The sequence below is a fragment of the Curtobacterium sp. 458 genome, assembly GCF_030406605.1.
Taxonomy (GTDB): Bacteria; Actinomycetota; Actinomycetes; order Actinomycetales; family Microbacteriaceae; genus Curtobacterium.
Genome location: NZ_CP129104.1, coordinates 1,759,423 through 1,786,225, shown reverse-complemented (window position 1 = coordinate 1,786,225; position 26,803 = coordinate 1,759,423). Strand labels below are relative to the sequence as shown.

27 protein-coding genes are annotated in these 26,803 nt (G+C 72.2%); 7 read left to right on the top strand and 20 right to left on the bottom strand.

Features of this window, described 5'->3' with window-relative positions:
* Positions 1 to 42 precede the first annotated feature (42 nt).
* The 3 genes from QPJ90_RS08890 to QPJ90_RS08880 are packed head-to-tail and all read left to right on the top strand — an operon-like array spanning position 43 to position 2,835.
* Positions 43 to 1,515 (top strand): glycosyltransferase family 87 protein, encoded by a 1,473-nt coding sequence (locus QPJ90_RS08890; protein ID WP_290134075.1) that lies wholly within the window; start codon positions 43 to 45, stop codon positions 1,513 to 1,515.
* Between the two features lie 4 nt (positions 1,516 to 1,519).
* Entirely contained in the window at positions 1,520 to 2,578 is a 1,059-nt protein-coding gene (gene moaA, locus QPJ90_RS08885; RefSeq protein WP_290134073.1) for a GTP 3',8-cyclase MoaA, read from the top strand.
* Positions 2,579 to 2,580: 2 nt separating this feature from the next.
* Positions 2,581 to 2,835, top strand: a complete 255-nt coding sequence (locus QPJ90_RS08880; RefSeq protein WP_290134072.1) for a MoaD/ThiS family protein — start codon at positions 2,581 to 2,583, stop codon at positions 2,833 to 2,835.
* 177 nt (positions 2,836 to 3,012) lie between these two features.
* On the opposite strand, the gene QPJ90_RS08875 is transcribed toward QPJ90_RS08880, so the two are convergent.
* The 6 genes from QPJ90_RS08875 to QPJ90_RS08850 form a co-directional block, all read right to left on the bottom strand.
* A complete protein-coding gene (locus QPJ90_RS08875) occupies positions 3,013 to 4,113 on the bottom strand; it encodes an ionic transporter y4hA (protein ID WP_290134071.1) in 1,101 nt (366 codons plus the stop codon).
* Positions 4,110 to 5,150: an ABC transporter ATP-binding protein gene (locus QPJ90_RS08870; protein WP_290134069.1), complete on the bottom strand. Its 1,041-nt coding sequence runs from the start codon at positions 5,148 to 5,150 to the stop codon at positions 4,110 to 4,112. The genes QPJ90_RS08875 and QPJ90_RS08870 overlap by 4 nt, the downstream gene beginning before the upstream one ends.
* Complete coding sequence (locus tag QPJ90_RS08865) at positions 5,147 to 5,878, bottom strand: ABC transporter permease (RefSeq protein WP_290134196.1); 732 nt, start codon at positions 5,876 to 5,878, stop codon at positions 5,147 to 5,149. The genes QPJ90_RS08870 and QPJ90_RS08865 overlap by 4 nt, the downstream gene beginning before the upstream one ends.
* Positions 5,879 to 5,984: 106 nt before the next feature.
* A complete protein-coding gene (gene modA / locus QPJ90_RS08860; RefSeq protein ID WP_290134068.1) occupies positions 5,985 to 6,785 on the bottom strand; it encodes a molybdate ABC transporter substrate-binding protein in 801 nt (266 codons plus the stop codon).
* A complete protein-coding gene (locus QPJ90_RS08855) occupies positions 6,782 to 7,924 on the bottom strand; it encodes a HesA/MoeB/ThiF family protein (protein WP_290134067.1) in 1,143 nt (380 codons plus the stop codon). The genes modA and QPJ90_RS08855 overlap by 4 nt, the downstream gene beginning before the upstream one ends.
* Positions 7,921 to 8,340, bottom strand: a complete 420-nt coding sequence (locus tag QPJ90_RS08850; protein ID WP_290134066.1) for a TOBE domain-containing protein — start codon at positions 8,338 to 8,340, stop codon at positions 7,921 to 7,923. The genes QPJ90_RS08855 and QPJ90_RS08850 overlap by 4 nt, the downstream gene beginning before the upstream one ends.
* Before the next feature lie 109 nt (positions 8,341 to 8,449).
* Here QPJ90_RS08850 and QPJ90_RS08845 point away from each other — a divergent pair, with 109 nt between their 5' ends.
* Positions 8,450 to 10,087 (top strand): glycosyltransferase family 39 protein, encoded by a 1,638-nt coding sequence (locus tag QPJ90_RS08845; RefSeq protein WP_290134065.1) that lies wholly within the window; start codon positions 8,450 to 8,452, stop codon positions 10,085 to 10,087.
* A gap of 67 nt (positions 10,088 to 10,154) precedes the next feature.
* On the opposite strand, the gene QPJ90_RS08840 is transcribed toward QPJ90_RS08845, so the two are convergent.
* The 5 genes from QPJ90_RS08840 to QPJ90_RS08820 all read right to left on the bottom strand — a co-directional run bounded on the left by QPJ90_RS08840 (position 10,155) and on the right by QPJ90_RS08820 (position 15,520).
* On the bottom strand, positions 10,155 to 11,087 hold the full coding sequence (locus QPJ90_RS08840; RefSeq protein ID WP_290134064.1) for a 4-(cytidine 5'-diphospho)-2-C-methyl-D-erythritol kinase: 933 nt from the start codon (positions 11,085 to 11,087) through the stop codon (positions 10,155 to 10,157).
* A gap of 81 nt (positions 11,088 to 11,168) precedes the next feature.
* The gene (locus QPJ90_RS08835; RefSeq protein ID WP_290134063.1) at positions 11,169 to 12,473 is read right to left on the bottom strand and encodes a PLP-dependent transferase; all 1,305 of its coding nucleotides are present in this window, start codon (positions 12,471 to 12,473) and stop codon (positions 11,169 to 11,171) included.
* Complete coding sequence (locus tag QPJ90_RS08830; protein WP_290134062.1) at positions 12,473 to 13,525, bottom strand: LLM class flavin-dependent oxidoreductase; 1,053 nt, start codon at positions 13,523 to 13,525, stop codon at positions 12,473 to 12,475. The genes QPJ90_RS08835 and QPJ90_RS08830 overlap by 1 nt, the downstream gene beginning before the upstream one ends.
* 86 nt (positions 13,526 to 13,611) lie before the next feature.
* A complete protein-coding gene (locus QPJ90_RS08825) occupies positions 13,612 to 14,610 on the bottom strand; it encodes an alpha-L-glutamate ligase (RefSeq protein WP_290134061.1) in 999 nt (332 codons plus the stop codon).
* A 52-nt stretch (positions 14,611 to 14,662) separates the two neighbouring features.
* On the bottom strand, positions 14,663 to 15,520 hold the full coding sequence (locus tag QPJ90_RS08820; RefSeq protein WP_290134060.1) for a helix-turn-helix transcriptional regulator: 858 nt from the start codon (positions 15,518 to 15,520) through the stop codon (positions 14,663 to 14,665).
* Positions 15,521 to 15,621: 101 nt separating this feature from the next.
* On the opposite strand from QPJ90_RS08820, the gene QPJ90_RS08815 reads away from it, so the two are divergent.
* Positions 15,622 to 16,362: an SDR family NAD(P)-dependent oxidoreductase gene (locus tag QPJ90_RS08815; protein ID WP_290134058.1), complete on the top strand. Its 741-nt coding sequence runs from the start codon at positions 15,622 to 15,624 to the stop codon at positions 16,360 to 16,362.
* 117 nt (positions 16,363 to 16,479) lie between these two features.
* Here the strand turns inward: QPJ90_RS08815 and QPJ90_RS08810 are convergent, their stop codons facing one another.
* From QPJ90_RS08810 to rsmI, 8 genes are all read right to left on the bottom strand, one after another.
* Positions 16,480 to 16,911, bottom strand: coding sequence for a hypothetical protein (locus QPJ90_RS08810; protein ID WP_290134057.1), 432 nt, complete (start codon positions 16,909 to 16,911; stop codon positions 16,480 to 16,482).
* Positions 16,912 to 17,005: 94 nt separating this feature from the next.
* Entirely contained in the window at positions 17,006 to 17,545 is a 540-nt protein-coding gene (locus tag QPJ90_RS08805; protein ID WP_290134056.1) for a hypothetical protein, read from the bottom strand.
* Between the two features lie 46 nt (positions 17,546 to 17,591).
* Positions 17,592 to 18,017: a hypothetical protein gene (locus QPJ90_RS08800; protein WP_290134055.1), complete on the bottom strand. Its 426-nt coding sequence runs from the start codon at positions 18,015 to 18,017 to the stop codon at positions 17,592 to 17,594.
* Positions 18,018 to 18,097: 80 nt separating this feature from the next.
* Entirely contained in the window at positions 18,098 to 18,322 is a 225-nt protein-coding gene (locus QPJ90_RS08795; RefSeq protein WP_290134053.1) for a hypothetical protein, read from the bottom strand.
* Between the two features lie 82 nt (positions 18,323 to 18,404).
* Positions 18,405 to 19,253: a 16S rRNA (adenine(1518)-N(6)/adenine(1519)-N(6))-dimethyltransferase RsmA gene (gene rsmA / locus QPJ90_RS08790; protein ID WP_290134051.1), complete on the bottom strand. Its 849-nt coding sequence runs from the start codon at positions 19,251 to 19,253 to the stop codon at positions 18,405 to 18,407.
* A gap of 2 nt (positions 19,254 to 19,255) precedes the next feature.
* Complete coding sequence (locus QPJ90_RS08785; protein ID WP_290134049.1) at positions 19,256 to 20,185, bottom strand: TatD family hydrolase; 930 nt, start codon at positions 20,183 to 20,185, stop codon at positions 19,256 to 19,258.
* A complete protein-coding gene (gene metG, locus QPJ90_RS08780; protein WP_290134047.1) occupies positions 20,182 to 21,762 on the bottom strand; it encodes a methionine--tRNA ligase in 1,581 nt (526 codons plus the stop codon). The genes QPJ90_RS08785 and metG overlap by 4 nt, the downstream gene beginning before the upstream one ends.
* Positions 21,763 to 21,870: 108 nt before the next feature.
* Positions 21,871 to 22,692 (bottom strand): 16S rRNA (cytidine(1402)-2'-O)-methyltransferase, encoded by an 822-nt coding sequence (gene rsmI, locus QPJ90_RS08775; protein WP_290134046.1) that lies wholly within the window; start codon positions 22,690 to 22,692, stop codon positions 21,871 to 21,873.
* Between the two features lie 85 nt (positions 22,693 to 22,777).
* Between rsmI and QPJ90_RS08770 the strand changes: the two genes are divergently transcribed.
* On the top strand, positions 22,778 to 24,409 hold the full coding sequence (locus QPJ90_RS08770) for a phospholipid carrier-dependent glycosyltransferase (RefSeq protein WP_290134045.1): 1,632 nt from the start codon (positions 22,778 to 22,780) through the stop codon (positions 24,407 to 24,409).
* Between the two features lie 15 nt (positions 24,410 to 24,424).
* On the opposite strand, the gene QPJ90_RS08765 is transcribed toward QPJ90_RS08770, so the two are convergent.
* The gene (locus tag QPJ90_RS08765; RefSeq protein ID WP_290134044.1) at positions 24,425 to 25,072 is read right to left on the bottom strand and encodes a TetR/AcrR family transcriptional regulator; all 648 of its coding nucleotides are present in this window, start codon (positions 25,070 to 25,072) and stop codon (positions 24,425 to 24,427) included.
* A gap of 149 nt (positions 25,073 to 25,221) precedes the next feature.
* Here QPJ90_RS08765 and QPJ90_RS08760 point away from each other — a divergent pair, with 149 nt between their 5' ends.
* A complete protein-coding gene (locus QPJ90_RS08760; RefSeq protein ID WP_290134043.1) occupies positions 25,222 to 26,772 on the top strand; it encodes an MFS transporter in 1,551 nt (516 codons plus the stop codon).
* Positions 26,773 to 26,803: the final 31 nt, after the last annotated feature.

Sequence of the window (26,803 nt, the reverse complement as noted above, 5' to 3'; positions counted from 1 at the left end):
ATCCAGGAGCAGCCGCCGGACCGTCGCTAGCCTCGACGCACCATGAGTGAACGTCTCCGCCCCGGCCGACCCACGCCGACCGTCCTGGTGCCGACCGTCCTGGCCGTCGTCGGGGTGCTCGCCCTGGCGGGCGTCGTCGCCTACGGCGTCACGCATCTGGGGTTCCTCCGAGCTGGTCATCGTTCCCCATTCGTCGCGTGGACCCTGATCGCTTGGACGGTGTTCGCGGCGTCGGTGCTCGCGCTGCGGTTCGTCCCCTCGCGGTGGACGACCTGGCTCGTCGTCGGCGGCGGCCTGGTGGTCGGGCTCGCCGCGCTCGCAGGTCCGCCGAACACCAGCACCGACTCTGCCCGGTACGCCTGGGACGGCATCGTGCAGCACGCCGGGATCTCACCGTACGCGCACACCCCGCAATCCGAGGCGCTCGCCGGGCTCCGGCCCGACTGGCTGTTCCCCGACAAGGTCGACGGCACGTGCAAGCCGATCGAACCGCGGTTCCGCGGGCTCGGGGACGGCGCGGACGGGCACTGCGTGGCGATCAACCGTCCGGACGTCGTCACGATCTACCCGCCGATGGCCCAGCTGTGGTTCGCGCTCGTGCGGGCCTTCGTGCCCGCGACCGCGCAGTACATGCCGTTCCAGGTGGCGGGGCTGCTGCTGTCGCTCGGCGTGACCGTCGGGCTCGTCGCGGTGCTCCGGCGCACCGGTCGTCCGGTCTGGTGGGCGGCGCTCTGGGCGTGGTCGCCGCTCGTGGCGTCCGAGGCGGTCACGAACTCGCACGTCGACGCACTCGGCGCCGCCCTGGCGACCGCGGGCGCGGTGCTGGTCGCGTTCGGTCGGCCGATCTGGGGCGGGATCGCGCTCGGGGCGGCGACCGCGTCGAAGCTCATCCCCGCACTCGTCTACCCGCCGCTCCTCGGCAGACGACGGCACTGGTGGGCGATCCCCGTCGGCGTGGCCGTCTTCGCACTGCTGTACGTGCCGTACGTCGTCTCGACCGGGCCGAAGGTGCTCGGGTACCTGCCCGGCTACCTGTCGGAGGAGGGCTACGAGGACGGCTCCCGGTTCGCCCTCGTGTCGCTCGTGTTCCCCGGGGACGCGGGCACGGTCGTCGTCGGGCTGCTCGTGCTGCTCGCCGCGTACGTCGCCTGGCGCCTGGCCGACCCGGCGGCCCCCTGGTCCGGGGAGGTCCTGCTCATCGGCGTGACGTTCCTCGCCGTGACCCCCCGCTACCCCTGGTACGCACTGCTGCTCATCCCGTTCGTGGTGCTGTCCGGCCGGTGGGAGTGGCTGTCGATCGGGCTCGCGATCGCGCTGCGCGGGGTGTGGCCGTCGACCCCCGCCTACCGGTGGTGGCTCGCCGCGGCGGTCCTCGTCGTGGTGGTCGGCACGCTCGCCCGCACCAGCCGCTCCGACTGGGCCCGGTGGCGAGACCGACTGCTGTTCCGGGACGGCCGGGCAGCGCACGCACCCGCGATGTCGTCAGGTACGCGGTCGGCCGAGGACGTACGCTGACGCCATGGCTCCCGCGACGCTGCTCGGAACGACCGGCGCTCCCTCGGCGGACGCGCTGCTCGACCGCTTCGGCCGCCGCGCCGTCGACCTGCGGGTCTCGCTGACCGAGCGCTGCAACCTCCGCTGCACCTACTGCATGCCGGCGGCCGGGCTGCCGTTCGCCCCGGACGACGCACTGATGACCGCGGCGGAGATCGAGCGGCTCGTCCGGCTCGGCACCGCGCGGTTCGGCGTGCGCAAGGTCCGGTTCACGGGCGGCGAGCCGATGCTCCGCCACGACCTCGTGGACGTGATCGCGCGCTGCGCGGCCCTGCCGGACGCACCGGAGCTGTCGCTGACGACGAACGCGATCGGCCTGGCGCACCGTGCGTCGGCGCTGTACGCCGCAGGCCTCCGGCGGGTGAACGTGTCGCTCGACACCGTCGACCCCGACGTCTTCACCGAGGTCACCCGGCGGCCCTTCCTCGACAAGGTCATCGCCGGGCTGTCGGCCGCCCACGACGCCGGACTCGCGATCAAGGTCAACGCGGTGCTGCTCCGCGGCGTCAACGACCACCTCGCGCCGGACCTCATGCGTTGGTGCCTCGAGCGCGGGTACGAGCTCCGCTTCATCGAGCAGATGCCGCTCGACAGCGACCACGCCTGGGAGCGCTCGACCATGATCACCGCGGCCGAGACCCGTGCGACGCTCTCCGCCGCGTTCGGGCTGGTCCCCGACGAGGCCCCGCGCGACGGCGCACCGGCCGAGCGGTTCCGGGTGCTCGCACGCGGAGCGGACGGCGCCCTCGGCGCGGAGCTCGGCACGATCGGCATCATCGCGAGCATCACCGAGTCCTTCTGCGCCGACTGCACCCGCACCCGACTCACCGCCGACGGCCACGTCCGCAGCTGTCTGTTCTCCGACGACGAGACCGACGTGCTCGGTCCGATGCGCTCGGGCGCGACGGACGACGAGGTCGCCGAGCTCTGGCAGCGGGCGATGTGGGCGAAGCCCCGCGACCACGGCGACGACAGCGACGACCTCGTGCACCCGACGCGGGGCATGAGCGCGATCGGGGGCTGACGATGACGACGGTGCGGTTCTTCGCGGCGGCCCGGGCCGCGGTCGGTGCGGACGAGGTCGCGGTCGACGTCGCGTCGATGCCGGTCGCCTCGCTCGACGTGGCGCTGGCAGCGGTCACGGCGGCGGACCCGCAGCGGTGGTCGGCGCTGGTGGAGCGGTGCTCGTTCCTCGTCGACGGGGTGAGCACGCGGGACCGCTCGACCTCGCTCGTCGGGGTGGGGACCGTCGACGTGATGCCGCCGTTCGCCGGCGGCTGACACCCGCGCGACCCGGCGACCCGGCGACCCGGCGGCCCGCGCGACCCGGCGGCCCGTGCGACCGGGGGCGGCCGCCCGCTCGACTCGGCGGCCGACAACGCGACCCAGCGCCGGTCGCCCGTGGCCGCCCACACGACCCGGCGGCGGTCGCCCACACGACCCGGCGGCGGTCCCGCGCTACGGCGCGATCGACAACACGATGAACGCCGCGAAGATCACCAGGTGCACCCCGCCCTGCAGCCGCGTCGCACGCCCGGGCAGCACGGTGAGCACCGCGGCGACGATCGTCAGCGCGAGCAGCACGATCTGCGCCGACCCGAGCCCGAGCAGCAGCGTCCCGGGCATGAAGAGCGACGCCACCGCGATCGACGGGATCGTCAGACCGATCGACGCCATGGCCGACCCCATCGCGAGGTTCAGGCTCGTCTGGATCCGGTTGCGCGCCGCGGCCTTCGACGCCGCGATCCCCTCCGGCAGCAGGATGAGCAGGGCGATCACGACACCGACGAACGACGGCGGGAAGCCCACCGCCGCGACGCCCGCCTCGATCGCCGGGGACTCCACCTTCGCCAGGCCCACGACGGCGACGAGCGCGAGGAGCAGCAGCCCGAGCGACACCAGCGTCTGCCGACCGGTCGGGGTCGCTGCGTGCACGGTCTCGTCGTCGGCGGCAGCCCGCGGCCCGGGGCCGACCGGCAGGAAGAAGTCCCGGTGCGCGATCGTCTGCGTGAACACGAACAGCCCGTAGAGCGCGAGGGACGCGATCGCCACGAACACGAGCTGCACACCGGTGAACGAGGCGTTGTCCGTCCCGGTGGTGAACGTCGGCAGGACGAGCGTCAGCACCGCCAGCGCCGCGACCGTCATCGTCGCCGCGGAAGCGCCCTCCTGGTTGAACCGGACGGTGTGGTGCCGGGTCGTGCCGATGAGGATCGCCAACCCGACGAGTCCGTTCATGGTGATCATCACCGCGGAGAACACCGTGTCGCGCGCGAGCGTCTCGGCCTTCGCCCCGCCCGAGCTCGACAGCGCGATGATGAGCGCGACCTCGATGATCGTGACCGCGACAGCGAGCACGAGCGACCCGAACGGCTCCCCCACCCGGTGCGCGACCACCTCGGCGTGGTGCACGGCCGCGAGGACCGTCGCGGCGAGGACGACGGCGACGAGGACGACGACCACCGTGCCGAGGTCGTACCGGCCGTACGTCAGGGCCAGCACGACCGCCGCGACGACGGGTACCGCGACGGGCCAGGCCTTGCCGATCCAGGAGGTCATCCGTCGATCCTCCCACCGTCCGGCTCGTAGACCACCACCTCGTCGGCCGGGACGCTGATCCGACAGGTGTCGCCGACCGCGAGCCCGAGCGCCGCGAACCGTGTCAGGGTGACGTCCGCCACGAGCTCGCCCGCCACGACCCGGACGAGGCCGTCCCGTGGTTCGACGGCGTCCACGCGACGCCCCACCCCGTCGTCGTCCCGCGTCAGGAGCGCGGCCGTCGGGTGGTAGGCGGCCAGGGCCGACCGGCCGGGAGGCACGGTGTGCGGCGCCGACGCCAGCTCACCGCCGTCGGTGGTCACGACCCCGCCGCTGGTCGCCCTCCCGGGCACCGTCACCAGGCCCGAGAACCGGGCGGCGAAGGCGCTCCGCGGACGGCCGAGGACCGCACCCGGGGTGCCGCGGTCGACGACCCGCCCGGCCTCGACCACGACGACCCGGTCGGCGAGCGCCATCACCTCGACGGGGTCGTGCGTCACGAGCAGCGTCGGACGTCCGGCGGCCGCGGTGACGAGGGCGGCGCGGACCTCCTGCCGGGCAGTGACGTCGAGCGCCGAGGTCGGCTCGTCGAGGAGCAGCACCGCCGGGTCGGCGGCGAGGGCGCGGGCGATCGCGACGCGCTGGGCCTGGCCGCCCGAAAGCGTCCCCGGCGCTCGGTCGGCCAACGGGAGCGCCCCGACGGCGGCCAACGCGTCGCGGGCGCGGCCACGGGCCTCCCGGCTGGTGGCGCCGACCGCTCGCGGTCCGAAGGCGACGTTCGCGACGACGGAGCGGTGGGGGAAGAGGTCGGGGCGCTGCGCGACCAGGCCGATGCGTCGGCGGTGGGTGGGCACCGAGCGGACGTCGTCGGAGAGCGTGCGTCCGTCGAGGACGACCGCACCGCCGTCCGGACGGACGAGCCCGGCGAGGACGTCGACGACCGTCGACTTGCCGGCGCCGTTCGGGCCGACGAGGGCGACGCACTCGTCGGGACCGACCTCGAGCGCGACGTCCACGTCACGGGCGCGGACGACGACGTGCGCCTCCAGGCCGCTCACGCGAGCACGCTCCGGTTGCGCAGCGACGAGACGCCGATGACGACCACGGCGACGACGACCAGCACGAGCGAGAGCGCGACCGCGGTGTCGGGGTCGATCTCGCGCTGGAGGTAGATCTCGAGCGGGAGGGTCCGCGTCACGCCCTGCAGGCTGCCGGCGAAGGTCAGGGTGGCGCCGAACTCACCGAGGGCCCGGGCGAAGCAGAGGACGAGCCCTGCCGTGATGCCCGGGAGGATCCGCGGCGTGGTGACGGTCAGGAAGGTGCGGGTGGGGCTCGCGCCGAGGGTCGCCGCGACCCGTTCGTACCGGTCGCCGCCGACGCGGAGCGCACCCTCGATCGACGACACCAGGAACGGCATCGACACGAAGGTCTGTGCGATGACGACCGCGGCCGTGGTGAACGCGATCCGCACCCCGTGGTCGTCGAGGAACGCGCCGATCGGGCCGAGCCTGCCGAACGCCGCGAGGAGCGCCAGGCCGCCGACGACGGGCGGCAGGACGAGCGGCAGCAGCACGACGGCGCGGGCCACCCCGGTCCACCGCGACATCGACCGGGCGAACACCACGGCGAGCGGGTAGCCGAGGACGAAGGCGATGCCGGTGGTCGCGGCCGCGGTGCCGAGGCTCAGTCCGAGGGCGGTGCGGGACGCCGGCGAGGTGACGAGCGCGACGAACGACCCCCAGTCGACACGGCCGACCATCGCGAGGACGGGCACGACGACGAACAGACCGCCGAGTGCCGCCGGGACCGGGAGCCACCACGGGACGGACTGACCGCGCCGGCGGGACCGGCGCGGCGGGCTGGGCTGTCGGGTCTGCCGGGCGGGCACCGGGTCAGGGCTTCCCGAAGCCGGCGTCGGCGAGCACCTTCTGGCCCGCCTCGGACAGGACGTAGGCGGTGAACGCCTTCGCGAGCTCGGGGTCCGTCGATTCCTTGAGCACCCCGATCGGGTAGGTGTTGACCGCCTCCGAGGCCTCGTCGAACCGGACGCCGTCGACCTTGCCGTCCGAACCCTCGACGTCGGTGACGTAGACCAGACCCGCGTCCGCCTGCCCCGACTCCACCTTGCCGAGGACGTCCGTCACGGACTGCTCCTCGCTCACCGGGCGGAGCTCGATGCCGGTGGCCCGTTCGACCTTCGCCGAGGCCGCGCCGCACGGCACCGGCGCGGCGCACGTGACGACCTGCAGCCCGTCGCGGGTGAGGTCGTCGAGGCCGGTGACGTGCTCCGGGTTGCCGGGGGCGACGGCGATCTCGAGGGTGTTCGTCGCGAAGACCCGCGGTGACCCGGCCGCCACGTCGGTCTTCACGATCTTGTCCATGTTGGCCTCGTCCGCGGAGGCGAACACGTCCGCGGGTGCGCCGTTGCGGATCTGGGTGACGAGGTCGCTCGACCCGGCGAACGAGAACCGGATCGTCGTGCCGGGGTGCGCCTGCTCGAAGCGGTCGCCGAGCGTGGTGAACGTCTGCTGGAGCGACGCGGCGGCGAAGACCGTGATCGAACCGGAGAGCGCGCCGGACGACGAGGACGCGGAGTCCGTCGCCGTGGGTGCGCCCTGCGCGGAGCACCCCGCGAGCGCGAGCGCCGCGATGACGCCGGTGGTCAGGGCTGTCGTCCGCAGGAGCGTCTTCACTCCGTCAGGGTAGCCGCATCTGCGTCTGATTTTGCGTTCACGTCTGCGTCCGCGTCTGTGTCTGCGTCTGCGTCTGCGTCTGCGTCTGCGTGCACCGTCGGTCGTCCCTCGGCTCGCCAGGCGGCGATCCCGCCGTCGAGGACGACGACCGGGCGGTCGAGCGTGCGCGCGTAGGCGGTGGCCCGTCGCCCGCTCGCACAGACGGCGACCACGGTGCGGCCGTCGGGTCGCAGCACCTCGGGCGTGATGCTGCCGGAGATGATCCCGGTCGCGCGTTCCTCGGGCGTGCGGACGTCCACGAGGACGAGCGTCGCGGCCCCGGCACCGGTCCGGGGCGCCTCGGCGCCGAGGGCGTCGGCGAGCGCCGACGGTGCGATGGTCTCGGGCTCCGCGTCCACCACCGGCGTCGGCCGTCGCGAGCCGGGCCCGCGCCGCAGGGGGCTCTCGGTCCACCGCCACCGTCGGGCGTCGACCGTGAGCACCCGGCCGAGGAGCGGCTCGCCCAGGCCGGCGATGAGTGCGGTGACCTGGGCCGCCATCACCGAGCCGACCGCACCGCAGAGGGCGGGCAGGACGCCGTCGAGGGCGCACGAACCCTCGTCGGGCAGCACGTCGGGGTGCAGGTCGTGGAAGTCGACCGGGTCCGCTCCGGCGTCGTGGAACACCGAGACCTGGCCGTCGTAGCCGAGGACGGTGCCCCAGACGAACGGGATCCCGTGGGCCGCGCACGCGTCGGACACGGACCGGGTGACGACGACGCTGTCGGCGGCGTCCACCACGACGTCGTGCCCGGCGACCTGCTCCGGTGCGAACGTCGTCGTGAGCGCGACGACCTCGAGCGACGGGTCGACCGCACGCAGGCGCTCCGCAGCGACCTCGGCCTTCGGGCGTCGGACGTCCGCGAGGCCGAACAGGACCTGGCGGGCGAGGTTCGACGGGTCGACGACGTCGTGGTCCACCACGGTCAGTCGACGGAGACCCGCGCCAGCGAGGTACTGCAGCACGGGGGCTCCGAGGCCGCCCGCCCCGACGACGAGGACGCTGGCGTCGGCGAGTGCGGCGAGGGCGCGGTCCCCGGCGCCCTGCAGCGCGGCGGTGCGGGAGGTCAGCGCCCGGCGGACGTCCACGGGCGGGGTCACTCGCGGCCCGCCGTGGGGTCGGGCTCCGGGACCTCGACGGACACCATCGTGGCCTTCACCGACGCGACCGCGACCGAACCGACCTCGAGCCCGAGGTCGCGTGCTGCCTCGGCACTCATCAGCGACACGACCCGGTGCGGGCCGCTCTGCAGCTCGACCTGGGCCATCACCCCGTCGACCACCAGGTCGGTCACGATCCCCACGAAGCGGTTGCGCGCCGAGCTCCGGACACCCGACGGGTCGCCGAGTTGCGCGCCCCGACGTCGGGCGTGCTCGGCGAGCTCCCGCCCGTCGACCACCGCACGGCCCGCACCGTCGTCGTGGCGGGTGAAGGTCCCGCCGTCGACGAGTCGTCGGACGGTGTCGTCGCTCACCCCGAGGTACGTCGCCGCGTCGCGGATCCGGAGCATCGTCATGGTGCCTGACGATAGTCCGTGCTCCGGCACGGAACCGGCATGTGAACTCTCAGTGGACGGCACGGTGCACCCCGGCACTCGCCCAGGCCGCCCGGATACGGTGCAGGGCGTGAGTTCCCCCCGTACCGACACCATCAGGGTGCAGCCAGGCCTGTCCACGGCCTCGGTGCGGGAGCGTCTGCGGGCGGTCCCGAGCGGCGTGCGCGTCGCCGTCGTCCGGACGCCCGAGCTCACGGTCGGCGCCCTCGGGGTCCTCGTGGCCGCCGCCTTCGCCTGGGTCCCGTCGCTCTGGTACGACGAGGCCGCCACCGTCACGAGCGCCCAGCGCACGTGGCCGCAGCTCTGGGCGGAGCTGCACAACGTCGACGCCGTGCACGGGCTGTACTACGCGCTCATGCACGGGTGGTTCTGGCTCGTGGGGTACACGCCGTTCACGCTCCGCTTCCCGAGCGCCCTGGCGATCGGCGTCGCCGCCGGACTCGTGGTCGCACTCGGGCGTCGCCTCGGCGGGCGGCGGTTCGGCATCGCCGCGGGGCTCGTGTTCCTCGCACTCCCCCGTGTGCAGTGGGCCGGCAGCGAAGGACGCTCGTACGCGACCATCACGACGTTCGCGGTGTGCCTGACGCTCGTCGGGCTGACCGCCGTCCGTCGGTCCCGGTCCGGCCGGAGTCTCCACTGGTGGGTGGCGTACGCCCTCCTCGCCGTCGTCGCGATCACCTTCAACGTCTACCTCGCCCTCGCGGTCGTGGCGCACGGCGTGACCTTCCTGTGGACGATGCTCGCCGACCGCCGTGCCCGGAGCGCCGACCACGGAGTCCGCCCCCTCGCACCGGGCGGCTCCCTGTTGCGCTGGGCGATCGTCTCGGTCGTCGTCCTCGTCGCGGTCACACCGTTCGTGGCCGCCGTCGCCAGCCAGTCCAAGCAGGTCGCCTGGCTCGCCCCGATCAACGACCGCACGTTCGCGCAGGTGTTCGCGACGGCCTGGTTCGGTGGCGTCGACGTGTACGCCGCCGTCGCGTGGGCGCTCATGGTCCTCGGCGTCGTCACCGCCCTGGTCGCGGCGCACCGCTCGTCGGCCACGGTCCGGTCGCTGTTCCGCGCCCAGGCCGTCCGCGTCGCGCTGCCGCTCGTCGTGGTTCCGACGCTCGCACTCCTCGTCGCCACCGCGATGGGCCGACACCTCTACACGCCGAAGTACGCCACGTTGAGCCTGCCGTTCGTGGCGCTGCTCATCGCGCTCGGCATCACGGTCATCCGGAAGCGTGCACTGCTCGCCGGGGCGCTCGTCGCCGTGCTCGTCCTGTCGGTCCCGACGTCCGTGCTGGTCAAGCTCCCCCGGTCGAAGCAGGACTCCACGTGGTCCGTGGCCGCCTCGATCATCGCCTCCGAGCGGTCGCAGCAGCGCGACAGCGACGAGGGAGTCGTCTTCGGCAGCGTCTACGGCCACCCCGGAACGACCGCCGACATCATCCGGCAGTCCTACCCGAACGCGTTCGCCGGCATGACCGACCTCGCCGTGCGGAAGGACGGACCCGCCGCCGGCGTCCTCTGGGACCAGAACGGCGACCTCTCCTCGACCATCCCGAGCCGACTCGGCGACATCGACACCGTGTGGTTCGTGGGCGGGACCGTCAAGGCGCGGAACATCGAGCCCGAGACCACGCAGGTCCTCGCGGAGCACGGCTTCACCGCCGTGCAGCACTGGAAGACCGGCACCGTGGTGCTCACGGAGTACAAGCGCTCCTGAGCAGCAGGGCCGGCCGGCCGCCGTACGGCGCGTCCGCTGTCAGTGCACGAGCGTCAGTGCACGACTGTCAGTGCACGACGCGGGCGCCGTGCACCGGGCCCGCGGCACGGACCGCCACCAGCCCGGCGGCGCTGAGCTCCACCTGCACCTCGAGCGCGGCGTCCCGGTCCGCCACGAGGAACGCCACCGTCGGTCCGCTCCCGGACACGAGTCCTGCGAGCGCCCCGGCCTTCTCGCCGATCTCGAGCGTCTCCGCGAGCGAGGGCTGGAGCCGCATCGCCGGGGCCTGCAGGTCGTTGTGCAGGCAGTCGGCGAGCAGGTCCGGGTCACCCGCGCGGAGCGCCTGGAGCACGTTCGCCTCGACCACCGGGGTCGTGGGCGCCGGGGCGATGTCGGCCCGGTACCGCTCCCGGTGCTCGTCGAGCGCACGGTAGACGGCGGGTGTCGAGAGTCCGGAGTCGCTGAGCGCCAGCACCCACCGGAACTCCCCCTTGGCCAGAGCCGGGCTGAGCTCGTCGCCCCGTCCGGTGCCGACCGCGGTGCCGCCGGCGAACGCGAACGGGACGTCGGCGCCGAGCTGTGCGGCGAGCCGCAGGAGTTCATCGCGGCCGAGGGCGGTCCCCCAGAGCGTGTCGACCGCCAGCAGGGTGGCCGCGGCGTCCGCTGATCCCCCGCCCATCCCGCCGGCGACGGGGACGTGCTTCTCGATCGTCAGACGGACCCCACCGCGGTGTCCCGACGCGTCCGCGACGAGCCGGGCTGCCCGGATCGCGAGGTTCGACTCGTCCGTGGGCACCGCCGTGGTGTCGATCGGCCCCGTGAAGGAGACCGAGAAGTCATCGGCCGGCTCGGCGATCACGTCCTCGTAGAGCGACACCGCCTGGTACGCCGTCGCGACGTCGTGGTAGCCGTCGTCCTGCAGCGCACCGACGGACAGGAACACGTTGATCTTGCCGGGGGCGCGCGTCCGCACGCGGGTCGGTGCGGCCAACGAGGTCATGGCTCCAACCTATCCCGCGGCCGGAGCACGTTCCTGCGCGTGACGGCCGAGCCGCCGGCACCCGCTCCAGCGGGCAGCCGGCTACGGCCGTGCGGCCGCGAACCCCCGCCCGAGGTCCGCGAGGACGTCGTCGATGTGCTCGAGCCCGATCGACAGACGGATGAGGCCCTCGCCGACTCCCGCTGCCGCACGCTCGGACGGCGTCATCTGCACGTGCGTGGTCGACGCCGGGTGCACGACGAGCGATCGGACGTCACCGATGTTCGAGACGTGGTCGAACAGCTCGAGGGCCCCGACGAACCGACGACCGGCCTCGAGCCCGCCGTCGAGGTCGAACGCCAGCACGGCGGACGGCCCGGCCGGCACGTAGCGCTGCGCCAACGCGTGCCACGGCGACGAGGGCAGCCCGGCGTAGTGCACGCCGAGGACCTGGTCGTGCGCATCGAGCCAGGACGCCACGGCGGCGGCGTTCGACACGTGCCGCTCCATCCGCAGCGACAGCGTCTGGATGCCCTGCAGCACGAGGAACGCCGTGAACGGGGCGATCGCCGGGCCGAGGTCGGCGGAGAGCTTCGAGCGGGTGCGCTGTATGAACGCTCGCGGACCGAACTTCGCCGCGAAGTCCGTCCCGGCGAACCCGGAGTGCTCGACGCTGGTCAGCTGCGGGTACTTGTCCGGGTGCGCCGCCCAGTCGAACTTCCCCGAGTCGACGATCAGCCCGGCGATCGCGCTGCCGTGGCCGGCGAGGTACTTCGTCGCCGAGTGCACGACGATGTCCGCACCGTGCTCGATCGGACGCACGAGCCAGGGCGTCGCGATGGTGTTGTCGACGATGAGCGGCACGCCGGCCTCGTGCGCGACACCGGCGACGCCCGCGAAGTCGAGCACGTCGCCGCGCGGGTTCGGGATGGACTCACCGAAGAACGCCCGGGTCTCCGGACGGACGGCAGCCGCCCACTCGGCGAGGTCGGTGGGGTCCTGCACGAAGGTGAACGTGATGCCGAGGTCTCGGAGGGTCGACGCGAAGAGCGTGTACGTCGCGCCGTACAGGGAAGCGCTCGACACCACGTGGTCCCCGGCACGAGCGACACCGAGCACCGCGAGGGACGTGGCGGCCTGTCCCGAGGCCAGCGCGAGCGCACTCACCCCGCCCTCGAGGTCCGCGATGCGCCGTTCCAGCGCGGCGGCCGACGGGTTGTTCACGCGCGAGTACGTGTGGCCCGGTGCGTCGAGCAGGAACCGCGCTGCGGCGTCCTCCCCCGAGGGGTACACGAACGCGGCGCTCTGCGCGATCGGCGGCACGTTCGCGCCCCAACCCGGGTCAGCCTTGAACCCTGCTCGGATCTGCCGGGTCTCGAAGGCCCAGTCGTCCTCGACCGCAGCCATCAGATGCCCGCCCCGGACGGCACTGGCACCGACGGGCGGACGAGCGGGATGACCTGCTCGCCGAAGCGCTCCATCTCCTCGAGCTGCGGCGAGAACTGCAGCAGCAGGGTGTCGACCCCGGCGTCCTCGAACTCCTTGATCCGGTCGGCCACCTGCGAGGGGGTCCCGACGAAACCGGGGCGCAGCCCGCGGTTCGACACGGAGTAGTCCTCGAGCGACGGCACGTGCTCGAGCTGCGACTTCGAGATGAAGTCCTGGTAGGACTCGTAGGCCTTGCCGTGCTGCACGTCGGTGATGCGCGCGAGCTCGGCCTGTGCCTCCGCCTCGGTCTCGCGGACGATGACGTACGCCGCCATCCCGAACGCCTCGAACGGCTCGAGCCCCGCGTCCTCACGCCGGCGGCGCATCTCGGCGATCTTCGTCCGGAGCTCCTCGACGGTGCCGCCGTGGGTCACGTACGCGTCGGCGTAGCCCGTGATCGCGGCCTTGCCCGCCTCGCTCTCACCGCCGGCGTAGATGCGCGGCGTCACGCGCGGCTTCGGTTCGAGGTGGGCGTTCTCGACGTCGTAGTACTCGCCGTGGAACGAGTACGGCGTCTCGCGCCAGAGGCCCTTCATCACCTCGACGAACTCCGCGGTGCGCTTGTAGCGGTCGTCGTGCTCCGAGAAGATCCCGCCGTACTGCTTGGCCTCCTCGGCCCACCAGGCGCTCACCACGTTGAAGGTGAAGCGGCCGCACGAGATGTCGTCGATCGTCGCCGCCTGCTTCGCGGTGACGGCCGGCAGGTGGTAGCCGGGCCGCATCGCCGCCATGATCTCGAGCCGTTCGGTCGTCGCCGCGATGGCGGCCGCGAGCGACCACGCCTCGAGCGACGGCGCGGCCGTCCCCTTGATGTCGTTGAGGTTCAGCTCCGGCACGAGCGTGAGGTCGAAGCCGATGCGCTCGGCTCGCTGCGCGAGCCGCTTGACGTAGTCGAAGGTGACGGGCATGTCCTCGTCCTCGACGTTGCGCAGCCAGCCGCCGAAGAGCGGGGTCCAGTATCCGAATCGCACGGGGTGGGTTCCTTGGGTGGTGAGTACCGGCCTGGAGGCACGGGGCGGGCCCGCACCGTGCCTCCAGGCCGTGGGTGGCTTGGTCCTCAGACCGCGGCGGTCTGGTACTGCGCGGCCAGCAGGCCGCCGGTGAAGCGCGCGATCGCGCGCGGTCCCGAGACCGGTGCGACGGCCTCGACCGCGGGGTTGTAGTTCGTGTTCGTGTTGATGTCGTAGACGACGTGACGGCCGTCGGTGGTCTCCATGAACTCGACCCCCGCGATCGGGATGCGCTGCTCGGCCAGGAACGTGCGGAGCTGCTGCACGAGCGGGTGCGACGCGGTGACGTCCTCGCGGACGCTGAACGCGGCCGGCGCGTCGGCCGGGGCCTCGGTGCCCGGCACGTCGCACACGGCACCGGCGATGGCCTGCGGGACCTCGCACGCGTCGGCGGGGCAGAGCTCGAAGCTCCCGGCGCTCGTGTCGACACGGACGGCGTAGACGAACTCGCCGCCGACGAACTCGAGGCGCGTGATGAACGGCTCGCGGGCCGTGAGGTACTCCTGCAGGAGGGTGATGCCGTCGACCGGGGCCTCGAACTCTGGGCTGTCGACGTACGCGTCGAACTCGGCGAGCGAGTCGAACCGGCGCACCCCGAGGCCCTTGCCGCCCTGGTTGTGCTTCGTGATGAAGGGGACGTCCTGCCCGCCCGTGAAGGTCCGGGCGGCGTCCTTGAGCCCCGCTGCCCCGAACACCGCGGTGGTGCGCGGCACGTCGAACCCGGCGTCGCGCAGCAGGCCGTGCTGGGCGACCTTGGACACCTCGAGCTCGAGGACGTGGCTGCCGTTCACGACCGTCCGGCCGGAGCGCTCGAGCCAGCCGAGGAGCGCCCGGGTGTACTCCTTGCTGTGCTCGTGGCCGCGGGTGTGGCTCGACGCCGACATCCGGCTCCAGTAGACGCCTGGCGCCGGCTCCGCGGCGAGGTCGATCTGCCCGTCGGTGAGGAGGATCTCCTCGACCGGGACGCCCTCGGCTGCGAAGGCGGCGGCGAGCGGCGGGAACCACTCGGGGTTCTCGTGGATGACGTACACGCGCGGAGAGCTCACGTGCCCACCCTAGGCACGGCGTGTGACAGCGAGCCAGGTGTGTGACGCGGTGCTACCTCGCCGCACCGGATGCGTCGAACTGCTGCGAGCCGACGACGCCGAGGAGCTCGAGCTTCTGCGCGTCCTCGGTGCCGGGCGGCGCCGTGAAGAGCAGGAGGGCCTGCGCCCGGTTGTCGGTGTGCAGCACCTGGCAGTCGACGGTGATGCGGCCCAGCTCCGGGTGGACGAAGGTCTTGTGGTCCTCCCAGCGCGTGCGGACCTCGTGGAGTGCCCAGAGCTCCCGGAACGCGGGACTCTCCCGCTCCAGGTCGGCGATCAGCTGCTGTGCCCGACGGTCCCCGGGGCCGGCAGCGCCCACCGCCGCGCGGAGGCTCGCGACCTGTGCCCGCGCGAGGCGGTCGTGCTGCTCCGGCGCGTACTTCGCCCGCTCGGCCTCGGTCGTGAACCACCGCCACGGCTGGTAGCGCTCGTTGCCCGGCAGGTCCACCGTCGAGCCGAGGAGTGCCGCCGCGAGCCGGTTCTCGACGAGGGTCTCACCGAGGTCGTTCACCACGATCGCCGGGGTGTCCTCGAGCCGGTCGAGCACCCGGAGCACCGCCGGGTCGACGTGGTCCGAACGGTGCACCCGGACCGGCGCGTTGTGGCCGGCCAGGTGGAACAGGTGGTCGCGCTCGTCGAGGGAGCAGCGGAGCGCGCGAGCGACGGCGGCGACCATCTGCTCGGACGGCTGCGGCCCGCGCTGCTGCTCCAGTCGGGTGTAGTAGTCGGCGGACATCCCCGCGAGGGCCGCGACCTCCTCGCGCCGCAGACCCGGCGTCCGCCGGCGGGCGCCCGACCCGAGGCCGACGTCCTCGGGTCGCAGGGACTCGCGGCGGCGGCGGAGGAAGTCGGCGAGGGCAGCACGGTCCATGCAGACATCGTGCACCGCTTACCCGGTCCGAGCCAGGGATCGGCGGTCCCCCGATGAGCGCGCTCTGGTTCCACGGGCGACCGGCGAGGATCGTCGAGGACATGGACATCACGAACGCCACCGTCTTCATCCCCGGCGCGACCTCCGGCATCGGCCTCGGACTCGCGCTCCGCCTGCAGGCCGCCGGCAGCACCGTCGTCATCGGCGGGCGTCGGGCGGCCCTGCTCGACACCCTCCACGATGAGCACGGCTTCGACACCGTGGTCGTGGACGTCGCCGACCCGGCGTCGGTCGCCGCGGCCGCCGACACCGTGCTCGCTGCCCACCCGACGCTCGACTCCGTCGTCACGATGTCCGGGATCATGCGGACCGAGGACCTCCGGGAACCCGGCCACGTCGAGACCGCGGTCGCCACGATCGAGACGAACCTGCTCGGCACCATCCGGCTCGTCGACGCGTTCCTGCCGCACCTGCTCACCCGTCCGGCCGCGACCCTCGTCACGGTGTCATCGGGCCTCGCGTTCACCCCGCTCGCTGCGACGCCGACCTACAGCGCGACGAAGGCCGCCGTGCACTCGTACACGCAGTCCCTCCGACAGCAGCTCGTCGGCTCGTCGGTCACCGTCCTCGAACTCGTCCCGCCGGCGGTCGCCACGGACCTGCTCGGTGGTGCGGACTTCGGGGGCATGCCGCTCGACGACTTCCTCGACGAGGTCGTGGGGCTGCTCACGTCCGGGGCCGCGCCGGAGATCCTCGTCGAGAACGTGCTGCCGCTCCGGTGGTCCGAGCGGGACGGGACGCAGCAGCAGCTCATCGAGGTGCTCGCCGGTCGCGGGCACTGACGGCGAGGCGCTCGTCCCGCCGTTCGTTCGCACAACCGAAGTCGAACGGAACCGCGCGGATCCCCGGCGCCGACGGACGTTGGTTGTGCGACCGCGATCAGCACCGGCGCGCGACGCTCAGTCGGTCGCCGGCCCCGGATCGCCGTTGCGCGCCTCGCGACGCCGGACGATCCGGTCGACCGTGAGCTGCACGAGTCGGAGCGCCAGCACTCCTCCGACGCCGACCAGCGCCGAGTCGAGCGGTCGGTGGAGCATCCGCATCACCACGTAGACCCCGAGGAGCGCGATCGCCTCGCTCGCCCGTGTGAGCGGTCCGGTGCTCGGCGCCGTGTTCTCGGTCTGGTCGTCGTCGGGGCTGTCGTCAGCGCTCATCCGAGCGAACGCGACACCCCAGACGACGAGCAGGACGCCGAGCAGGATCGCGACCCACGCGGGGTCGCTCGTCGGGTCCTGCACGACCGCGACGAACGCGAGGGCGGCGACCACGACGCCGCCGACCACGAACGACGCGGTGACGGCACGGGCGAGCTTCGAGGGTCGTTGCGGCACCCGGTGAGCGTAGCGGTGCTCCGGGGCGTCCGAGGACTCCCCCGTTCGGCCGTGACGCCCGTTCGGGCGCCGCGCCCGTCCGGCCGTCCGGTGGTCAGAGGCCGGCGAGCAGCTGCTGCAGCTCGGCCTTCGCGTCGGGCATCCGCGCCGGACCGGTCAGCCGCTCGCGTTGCACGCTGACCCGGACCGTCCCGGGCTTGGGGCCGTCCTCGGTGTTGAGGAGGACCGACTCACGATCCGGGAAGGTCCAGCGGGCCGACGGCCGCTTGCCGCCGCGGCTCTGCGACGTCGGGTCGAACCCGAACGCGGCGGTGACGACGGGGAGGATGCGGTCGAGCACGGCCTCCCGCTCGCCGAGGAGCTGCCGTGACGCAGAGACCGCGAAGGTCCCGTCGGAGCGCTGCCCCGGGATCCGCAGCCCGCGCGCCTGCTCGTAGCCGATCGCGACCCCCTGCGCCCACCATCCGTCGACGCCGTGCTCCACGAGCCAGGCGGCGATCGCGGTGTGACCGAGGTGCTGGCCACCGGCCGCGTCGAGCTCGGCGTGCCAGTCGTCGGGGTACTTCCCCGTGGCCGCGAAGATGCGCTCCGACCCCGCGCCCTGCGTGTGCGATCGCACCGTCCCGTCGCTCATGCGGTCAGCGTAGGGCCGGCGCGATCGCATCGCACCGTTCGGCGCGTCAGCTGCGGAGAGCTCGCGCTGCATCGAGCGTGTCATTGCTCACGCACAACGAGAACCCGTCGACGCATGCGAAGGCGGCGCGGGTGGTGACGATCGCCGGCACGTCGGAAGCCCACGCGGTCACGACCTGCACCGCCACGGAGGCAGGCGCGCCGAGCTCGGCGACGAGGTCCGTTGCACCGGGTAGGACTCCGTCGAGCGGCACCGTGTGCACGCTCGACGACCGCAAGTGCTCCAGCCATGCGTCCACCAGCTCGGGTCTCGCCAGGCCCTCGGCGACCTCGAGCAGCTCGACTTCGAACAGCGACGACACGATCATGGCGGTCTGCTGGAGATCCAGGTGCGCCAGGAACGCGGCGGCGTTCTCGTGCCCCGGTTCCGACGCAACGAGTGCGCGGAACAGGAAGGGCGGGTCGAGCAGCACCAGGTCGAGTGATCCGACGCATTCCTCGAAGGCGAGGACGCGGTCCCACCCGAAGTCGACTGGCTCCCCGGACGCGGCGCTCACGTGTCGTACCGGGAGCCGAGGTACTCGCTGATGGGTCTGTCGAGCCACACGCTGTTCAATGCGCGGTGCAACTGCTCCTGTCGCTCCTCCGCAGTGCCTTCCAGCGCCGGCCGTCGCGCGAGGAACGCGGCCATCTCGTCTGCGGTGTACTTCCGGACGCGGCCCCGGATCGCGGCGACGCGCGCCGGCTGCGTGACGCGATCGCGGTTCGGTGCGAACATCGTTCCTCCTCGGTAGGTGAGGAAGAACGTACGGACATCGGAAGCCGGTCACGAAACATCCCGGATGTGCGGTGGGCGACGGTCAGCCTGCTGCAAGCACCGTCCGCCCGAGCCGCACGAAGTCGTCCACGCCGATGACCTCGCCGCGCGCCGTGGGGTCGATCCCGGCGGCGGTCAACACCTCGGCGGCCCGTGCGCTGCCACCGAGCACCCCGGACAGACTCTGCCGGAGCATCTTCCGCCGCTGCTGGAACGCGGCATCCACGAGCACGAACACCCGCGACCGCAGGGCATCGTCGCCGGGCTGCTCACCGCGGTCGAATCCCACGAGGACGCTGTCGACGTTCGGCACCGGCCAGAACACCTGACGGCTGACCTGACCGGCGATCGACCACGAGCCGTACCAGGCAGCCTTGACGCTCGGGGATCCGTAGACCTTGCTGCCCGGGTCGGCTGCGAGCCGGTACCCGACCTCGGCCTGCACCATGACGAGCGCGCGCTCGATGCTCGGGAAGGTCGCGAGGAGGTGCAGGAGCACCGGGACGGAGACGTTGTACGGCAGGTTCGCCACGACGTGCGTCGGTGCTTCCGGGAGGTCCGACGCCGCCACGGTCAGGGCGTCCTGGTGCACGACCCGGAGCCGCGCGTCCGGCTGCATGGCCGACACCGTGGCCGGGAGCTGAGCAGCGAGGCGTCCGTCGATCTCGACCGCGGTGACGGATGCGCCGGTCTCGGTCAGACCGAGGGTGAGCGAGCCGAGGCCCGGGCCGATCTCGAGGACGCGGGACTCCGGCGTCACCCGCCCCGAGGCCACGATGCGACGCACGGTGTTCGCGTCGTGCACGAAGTTCTGCCCGAGCTTCTTGGTCGGCGTGACGTCGAGCTTCGCGGCGAGGTCACGGATCTCCGCCGGTCCGAGGAGCGCGCCCACGACTACTCCGCCACCGTGACGGGTTCGGCGTCCCACGCGCCGTACACCGTCTCGGTGTTCGACGCGATCTGCGCGGCGAGCATCGACACGTCGGTGCGCAGGGTCTCCGCCATCGAACGCAGCGTGAGCGGGATGAGGTACGGCGCGTTCGGCCGTCCGCGGTAGGGCGTCGGGGTGAGGAACGGCGCGTCCGTCTCGACCATGATGAGGTGACGCGGTGCGACCTCGAGCGCATCACGGAGGTCCTGCGCGTTCTTGAACGTCACGGTGCCGGCGAAGGACATGTACCAGCCCCGCTCGGCGCAGAGACGGGCGAGGTCGGGCCCACCCGAGAAGCAGTGGAACACCGTGCGCTCCGGTGCGCCGACGCGGTCGAGGACCTCGACCACGGCGTCGTGCGCGTCGCGGTCGTGGATCGTCAGCGCGAGGTCGTGCTCCTTCGCGATGCGGATGTGCTCCTCGAACGAGCGGACCTGGGCGGCGCGGCCGTCCTCACCCGTTCGGAAGAAGTCGAGGCCGGTCTCCCCGATCGCGCGGACACGGGGCAGGGCGGCGAGCTCGGCGATCCCCTCGAGGTGCTCGTCGAGGCTGCCGGCCGCATCGAGCACGGGTGCTTCGTTCGGGTGCAGCGCGACGGCCGCGAGCACGCGCGGCTCGCGGGCGGCGATGGAGGCGGACCACTGCGAGGTCACGAGGTCGGTACCGACCTGTACGACGCCCCGGACACCGACGCTCGACGCACGGTCGAGGTGCTCGCGGTACTCGAGCGGCCCGTCGCCACCTTCCCCGACGCCGTCGGCGATCTCCATGTGGGTGTGGTTGTCGTACACGGGGACGACGAGCGCCTGCGGCAGGGGCGGGTACGTCAGGTCGCGCTTCGACCCGCCGCCCGATCCCTCGCCGCGGGCACGGACGTGCGCCGCGTCGGTCACGCTGCGCCCTGCTCCGGCTGCTGCTCGATGCGCGGGAAGAGCCCGGACTCGAGCGGCACGACCTGCGCCGCCGCCTGCCACTCCCATGCCCGGTCGATGCGCTGCTCGGCGATGGACCCGCCGGCTCCGATCGACGCCCAGAGCTTCTCGGTCGCCTTCGGCATCACGGGCGAGACCAGGACCGCGACGGTACCGAGGCCGCGCAGCGCGGTGACGAGCACGGTCGCGAGCCGTTCGCGCCTCGTGTCGTCCTTCGCGAGGGCCCACGGCTCCTGCTCGGTGATGTACCCGTTCAGGGCGTCGACGAGCTCCCAGACGGTGGCGATCGCGTCGTGCGGCGCGAAGGAGCCCACCGCGGCGTCGGCGCGCTCGGTCACCGAGCGGGCGAGGTCCTCGACGGCACGATCCGCGTCGGTCGACGCACCGGCCGTCGGGACGACGCCGTCGAAGTACTTGCCGAGCATCGCGACGATGCGCGACGCCAGGTTGCCGAACCCGTTGGCGAGCTCGGCCTGGTACCGGGCGGAGATGTCCTCCCAGCTGAAGTTGCCGTCCTGCCCGAAGGTGATCGCGCGGAGGAAGTAGTAGCGGAAGGCGTCCGACCCGAAGGTGTCGGTGATCTCCGACGGCGCGATGCCGGTCAGCTTCGACTTGGACATCTTCTCGCCGCCGACGAGGAGCCAGCCGTGCCCGTAGACGCGCTCCGGCACCGGGAGTCCGGCGGCCATGAGCATCGCCGGCCAGATGACGGCGTGGAACCGGGCGATGTCCTTGCCGACGATGTGCACGCTCGGCCAGAGGCGCTGGAAGGCTTCGTCGTCCTCGGAGCCGTAGCCGAGCGCGGTGACGTAGTTCAGCAGTGCGTCGAACCACACGTAGAGGACGTGGTCGTGGTCCCAGGGGATCTGGATGCCCCAGTCGAAGCTGGACCGCGAGATCGACAGGTCACGCAGCCCCTGCTTCACGAACGAGATGATCTCGTTCCGGACGCTCTCGGGCTGGATGAACTCGGGGTTCGACTCGTAGAGGTCGAGCAGCCGCTGCTCGAAGTCGGACATGCGGAAGAAGTAGTTGCGCTCGGACAGCACCTCGACCGGGATCGAGTGGATGGCGCAGACCTGCTGCCCCTCGTACGCTCCGGTGCCGGCCACGAGGTCGCTCGGCTGCTTGTACTCCTCACACCCGACGCAGTAGAACCCCTCGAACTCGCCGGCGTAGATGAAGCCGTCGTCGTACAGCTTCTGCAGGAAGGCCGTGACGCCACGCTCGTGACGCTCGTCCGTGGTGCGGATGAAGTCGTCGTTGGCGACGTCGACCGTCTCGAGCAGGGGCTTCCACGCATCGGTGACGAGCCGGTCCGCCCACTCCTTCGGGGTGACGTCGTTCGCCGAGGCGGTGCGCAGGATCTTCTGCCCGTGCTCGTCCGTCCCGGTGAGCAGCCAGGTGTCCTCGCCGCGCTGACGGTGCCAGCGCGCGAGCATGTCCGCGGCGACCTCGGTGTACGCGTGCCCGATGTGGGGCACGTCGTTCACGTAGAAGATCGGCGTGGTGATGCTGAAGGAGGACCCGTCGGACATGCGGACCATCCTACGGGCGCGCGGAGCGCGCATGACGCGGCTGTGGACAACTCGGACTGGAGGCGCGGGGCGGCGCCGCCCCGCGCCTCCAGGCCGCCGATTGGCCTGTCACCTCGCTGCCAGCGCGCCCTCGTAGAGGTCCCGCTTCGACAGCCCGGTCGCGTCCGCGACCGCCGCCGCGGCCTCCTTCATGCGCGTGCCTGCGGCGACGCGCTCGAGCACGAGTCGGACGCCGTCCTCCAGGGAGGTGACGTCGTCGCTCCCGGACGACCCCTCGACCACGACGCAGATCTCTCCGCGCGATCCGTCGGCGGCCCACGCGGCGAGCTCGCCGAGCGTGTCGCGTCGGACCTCTTCATGCAGCTTCGTGAGCTCGCGGCACACCACGGCGCGTCGGTCGGCGCCGAAGGCGGCAGCCATGTCGGCGAGGGTGCCGCCGAGCCGGTGCGGCGACTCGAAGAAGACCATCGTGCGACGCTCCCCCGCCAGCGCCTCGAACGACCTGCTCCGCTCGCCCTGCTTGCGCGTGGGGAAGCCCTCGAAGGTGAACCGGTCGGTCGGCAGGCCGGACACGGCGAGCGCCGTGAGGACCGCCGACGGACCGGGGATCGCCGTGACCGTGACACCGGCCTCGGCGGCTGCTGCCACCAGGGGGAACCCGGGGTCGCTGATCGCGGGCATGCCGGCGTCGGTGAGGACCACGACGTCGTCGTCCTGGGCGAGTGCGACGACGTCGGCGGCACGCTCCCGCTCGTTGTGCTCGTGCAGCGCGATGAGCCGCGGCCGGTTCTCGATCCCGAGCGCGCGCATGAGGTGCACCGCGGTGCGGGTGTCCTCGGCGGCGACGACGCTCGCGTTCGAGAGGGTCTCGACGAGCCGGCGGGAGGCGTCCCCGAGGTTGCCGATGGGGGTTGCTGCGAGCACGATCACCCGTCCATTGTCGCCGCACGACGGCTGTCCACAGCACCCCGGAGGTCGCAGCCTGGTCATGGAGAGCCTCCGTAGGATGTCCGCGATGACCAGCGAGCTGACCGACGACCGCCGGGACGTGGCGGACCGCCCGACCGGCTCGCGACTCGACGACTGGTGGGCGCACGTCCTCCGGACCGGCACCCGGGTCGCGGTGTGGCGGTGGACCGGGCCGCTCGCGGTGACGCTGCTCGCTGCCGTGCTGCGGCTCGTCGGCCTCGGCCACCCGCACTCGCTCGTGTTCGACGAGACGTACTACGTCAAGGACGGCTGGTCGATCGTGCACCTCGGGTACGAGGGCACGTGGCCTGCGAACCCGTCGGAGAAGGGCGCACCGACGACGGACCAACGGTTCGCCGACGGACAGACCGACCTGTTCTCACAGGCGGCGGAGTTCATCGCGCACCCGTCGCTCGGCAAGTACCTCATCGGCCTCGGCATGCTGGTGTTCGGAGCGGACAGCTCGTTCGGCTGGCGCATCACGGTCGCGGTGCTCGGCATCGCCACGGTCTTCCTCACCGCCGTCATCGCCCGGTCACTCTTCCGTTCGACCGCGATCGGCACCCTCGCCGGTTTCCTGCTCGCGGTCGACGGCCAGGCGATCGTGCTGTCGCGGGTGACGCTGCTCGACGGAATCCTGACGTTCTTCGTGGTCCTCGGTGCCGGTGCCCTGCTGCTCGATCGCCGGTGGACGGAGCGTCGACTCGACCGGTGGGTGGCGCGACGGACCGCGGCCGGGCGGGACACCCTGTGGGGACCGTTCCTCTGGTGGCGGCCGTGGTTGATCGCGATGGGGCTCACGCTCGGGCTCGCGACGGCGACGAAGTGGTCGGGAATGTTCTTCCTGGCGTTCTTCGCGGTGTACTCGGTGCTCAGCGACATGATGATGCGGCGGCGGGCGGGCATCGAGTTCTGGTCGTCGAGCGCGTTCCTGCAGCAGGCTCCGGTGTCGTTCCTGCTCACCGTGCCGATCGCCGCTGCGACGTACCTGGCGGCCTGGACGGGCTGGTTCACGTCACGGGACGGCTGGGACCGCGACTGGATCGCGAACGGCGGCGAGCGTTGGACCGGTCTGCTCGCGTGGGTGCCGGACAGCCTGCAGAACTGGTGGCACTACCAGTCCGAGATCTACGGGTTCAACATCGGGCTGCACACACCGCACTCCTACCAGGCGAACCCGCTGCTGTGGCTCGTCATGCAGCGGCCGACGTCGATGTACTACGTCGGGACCGACGCCGGTCAGGACGGCTGCACGGCGTCCCGCTGCGGCGAGGCGATCACCGGGATCGCGAACCCGTTCATCTGGTACGCCTCGGTCATCGCGGTGGTCGCGTTGCTCGTGTTGTGGGTGCTGCGTCGGCGCTGGGAGTACGGCTTCGTGCTGATCGGTGTCGCGGCGGGCTACCTGCCGTGGCTGATGTACGTGAACCGGACGGTGTTCCAGTTCTACACGATCGCCTTCGAGCCCTTCATGGTGATGGCCCTCGCCGCGGCGATCGGGTTGGTGCTCGGTCGCCGGACGGACGAACGGTCGCGCCGGACCCGGGCGATCGTCTGGGTCGGCGTGTACCTCGGGGTCGTCGTGCTGGCGTCCGTGTACTGGTACCCGATGTGGACCGCGATCCAGATGCCGTGGGACTTCATCCGGTCGCACTACTGGATGCCCAGCTGGCTGTAGCAGCCTCGGCCGGGTTCAGCTGCCCGGCTGCAGCGCCCGTTCGAGGGCTTCCCGGTCGAGCGGCGTGCCGGACATCGGGTCGGCGTGCTCCGGGGGCATCACGCCGTCGATGAGCACCTGGGCGTAGCGCCGCCAGGCGTCGGGGTCGGTCGCGCGGGTGGTGTCCGCGACCGCGCCGAGCATCTGCGTGAGCATCGGCAGGTCGCGGTAGTCGAAGCCGTCGCGCACGACGCCGGCGGCCTTCGCGCGACGGATGATCTCGGACACCTGGGTCTCGAGCCGGTTGCGCTCCTCGACGATCGACGGGCGGGCCTTGCCGGCACGCACGATGGCGTCGGCGAGCGCCCGGTCGCGCGCGCGGAACTCGAACACGCCCATCAGGTACACGCGGAGCGACTCGCGGGGGTCGAGCTCCTCGGCAGCGCGGGCGGCGGCACCGTTCATCGCCTCGAACTTCGTCGCGAGCAGTGCCTCGATCAGGGCGTCCTTGTCGGCGAAGCGGCGGTAGACCGTGCCGACGCCGACCCCGGCCTCGTGCGCGATGTCGTTGAGCGTGACCGAGAGACCGCGTTCGGCGAAGCACTTCCGCGCCGTCTGCAGGATCAGCTCGCGGTTGCGTGCTGCGTCCGCGCGCAGGGGGCGGTCGAGGTCGGTGGTGCTCACGTGGCCAAACCTAGTTGACGATTCTGGGAACAAACGGATGCGGTGACTCCGTTTCGGTCTACACTGGACACAAGCGGATGCCGAGCATCCGTTTCTCTCCGGTCGATCCGACCACCCTTCCCCCTCCACCTTCCAGAAGGAGGCTGCCCGTGACGGCAGAACAGACCGCGCCGACCCCGACCGGGTCCGCGCCCACCACCCAGGACTCCCCGCCCGCCGCTCCCGAGCGCGCCAGCCGCCGCTGGATCGCCCTCGCGGTCATCGCCCTCGCCCAGCTCATGGTGGTGCTCGATGCCACGATCGTGAACATCGCGCTGCCGTCCGCCCAGGCCGACCTCGGCTTCGGGACCGACCAGCGCCAGTGGATCGTCACCGCCTACTCGCTGGCGTTCGGGTCCCTCCTGCTCCTCGGCGGACGACTCGGCGACCTCTTCGGCCGCAAGAACACCTTCATCATCGGGCTCGTGGGCTTCGCGCTCGCCTCCGTCCTCGGCGGCCTCGCGGACTCGTTCGGGCTCCTCGTCGCGGCACGCGCACTGCAGGGCGTCTTCGGCGCGCTGCTCGCCCCGTCCGCGCTCGGCATGCTGACAACGACATTCCGTGACCCGAAGGAGCGCGGGCGGGCCTTCGGCATCTTCGGGTCCATCGCGGGCTCGGGTGCCGCACTCGGCCTGCTGCTCGGCGGGGTCCTCACCGAGTACGCGACCTGGCGTTGGTGCCTCTACGTCAACGTGGTCTTCGCGGTCCTCGGCGTGATCGGGGCGCTGGTGTTCATGGCGAAGCCGCCGAAGGCCGACCGCCCGCGGATCGACGTCGCGGGCGTGCTCACCATCACCGCCGGTCTGGTCGGGATCGTGTACGGCTTCTCGAACGCCGAGACGAACGGCTGGGACGACCCGCTGACCATCGTGATGCTCGCGGCCGGTGTCGTGCTCGTCGCCGCGTTCGTGGTCATCGAGACCCGGGTCGCGCACCCGCTGCTGCCGCTCCGCGTGGTGCTCGACCGCGACCGAGGCGGTTCGTACATCGCGATCGGCCTCGTCGCGATCGGCATGTTCGGCATCTTCCTGTTCCTGACCTACTACCTCGAGCAGACGCTCGGGTTCACGTCGCTGCAGACCGGTCTGGCGTTCCTGCCGATGCCGCTCTCGATCATCGTGTCGTCGACGCAGATCGGCGGACGGCTGCTGCCGCGGGTCGGCCCGAAGGTGCTCGTCTTCGCCGGCGGCCTCGTCGCCGCGACGGGACTGCTCCTGCTGCTCCGGACCGACCTCGACAGCACCTACGCCGGCACCGTCCTGCCCGCGCTCGTCGTCATCGGGCTCGGGATGGGCACGATCTTCTCGTCCGCCATCAACACCGCGACGACCGGGGTCGCCCGGGCCGACGCCGGAGTGGCGTCCGCGACGGTCAACACCATGCAGCAGATCGGCGGTTCGATCGGCACGGCGCTGCTGTCGACGATCTTCGCGGACGTCGTGAAGGACCGACTGGCAGACCTCTCCGGGGCACCGACGAAGCTCCAGCAGGCCCAGGCGGTGCTCGACGGCTACCACGTGGCGTTCGGCATCTCGGCCGGCGTCCTGGTGCTGGTCGCGCTCGCGGGCGGGCTGCTCATCAACCGGCAGTCGGTGCGGCTCGCGAAGCTCGAGCACGCCGCGGCGACCGCGACGGGGAGCACCGCGACCGCCGCGCACTGACGGTCCCAGGCACGTCACGACGACCCGCTCG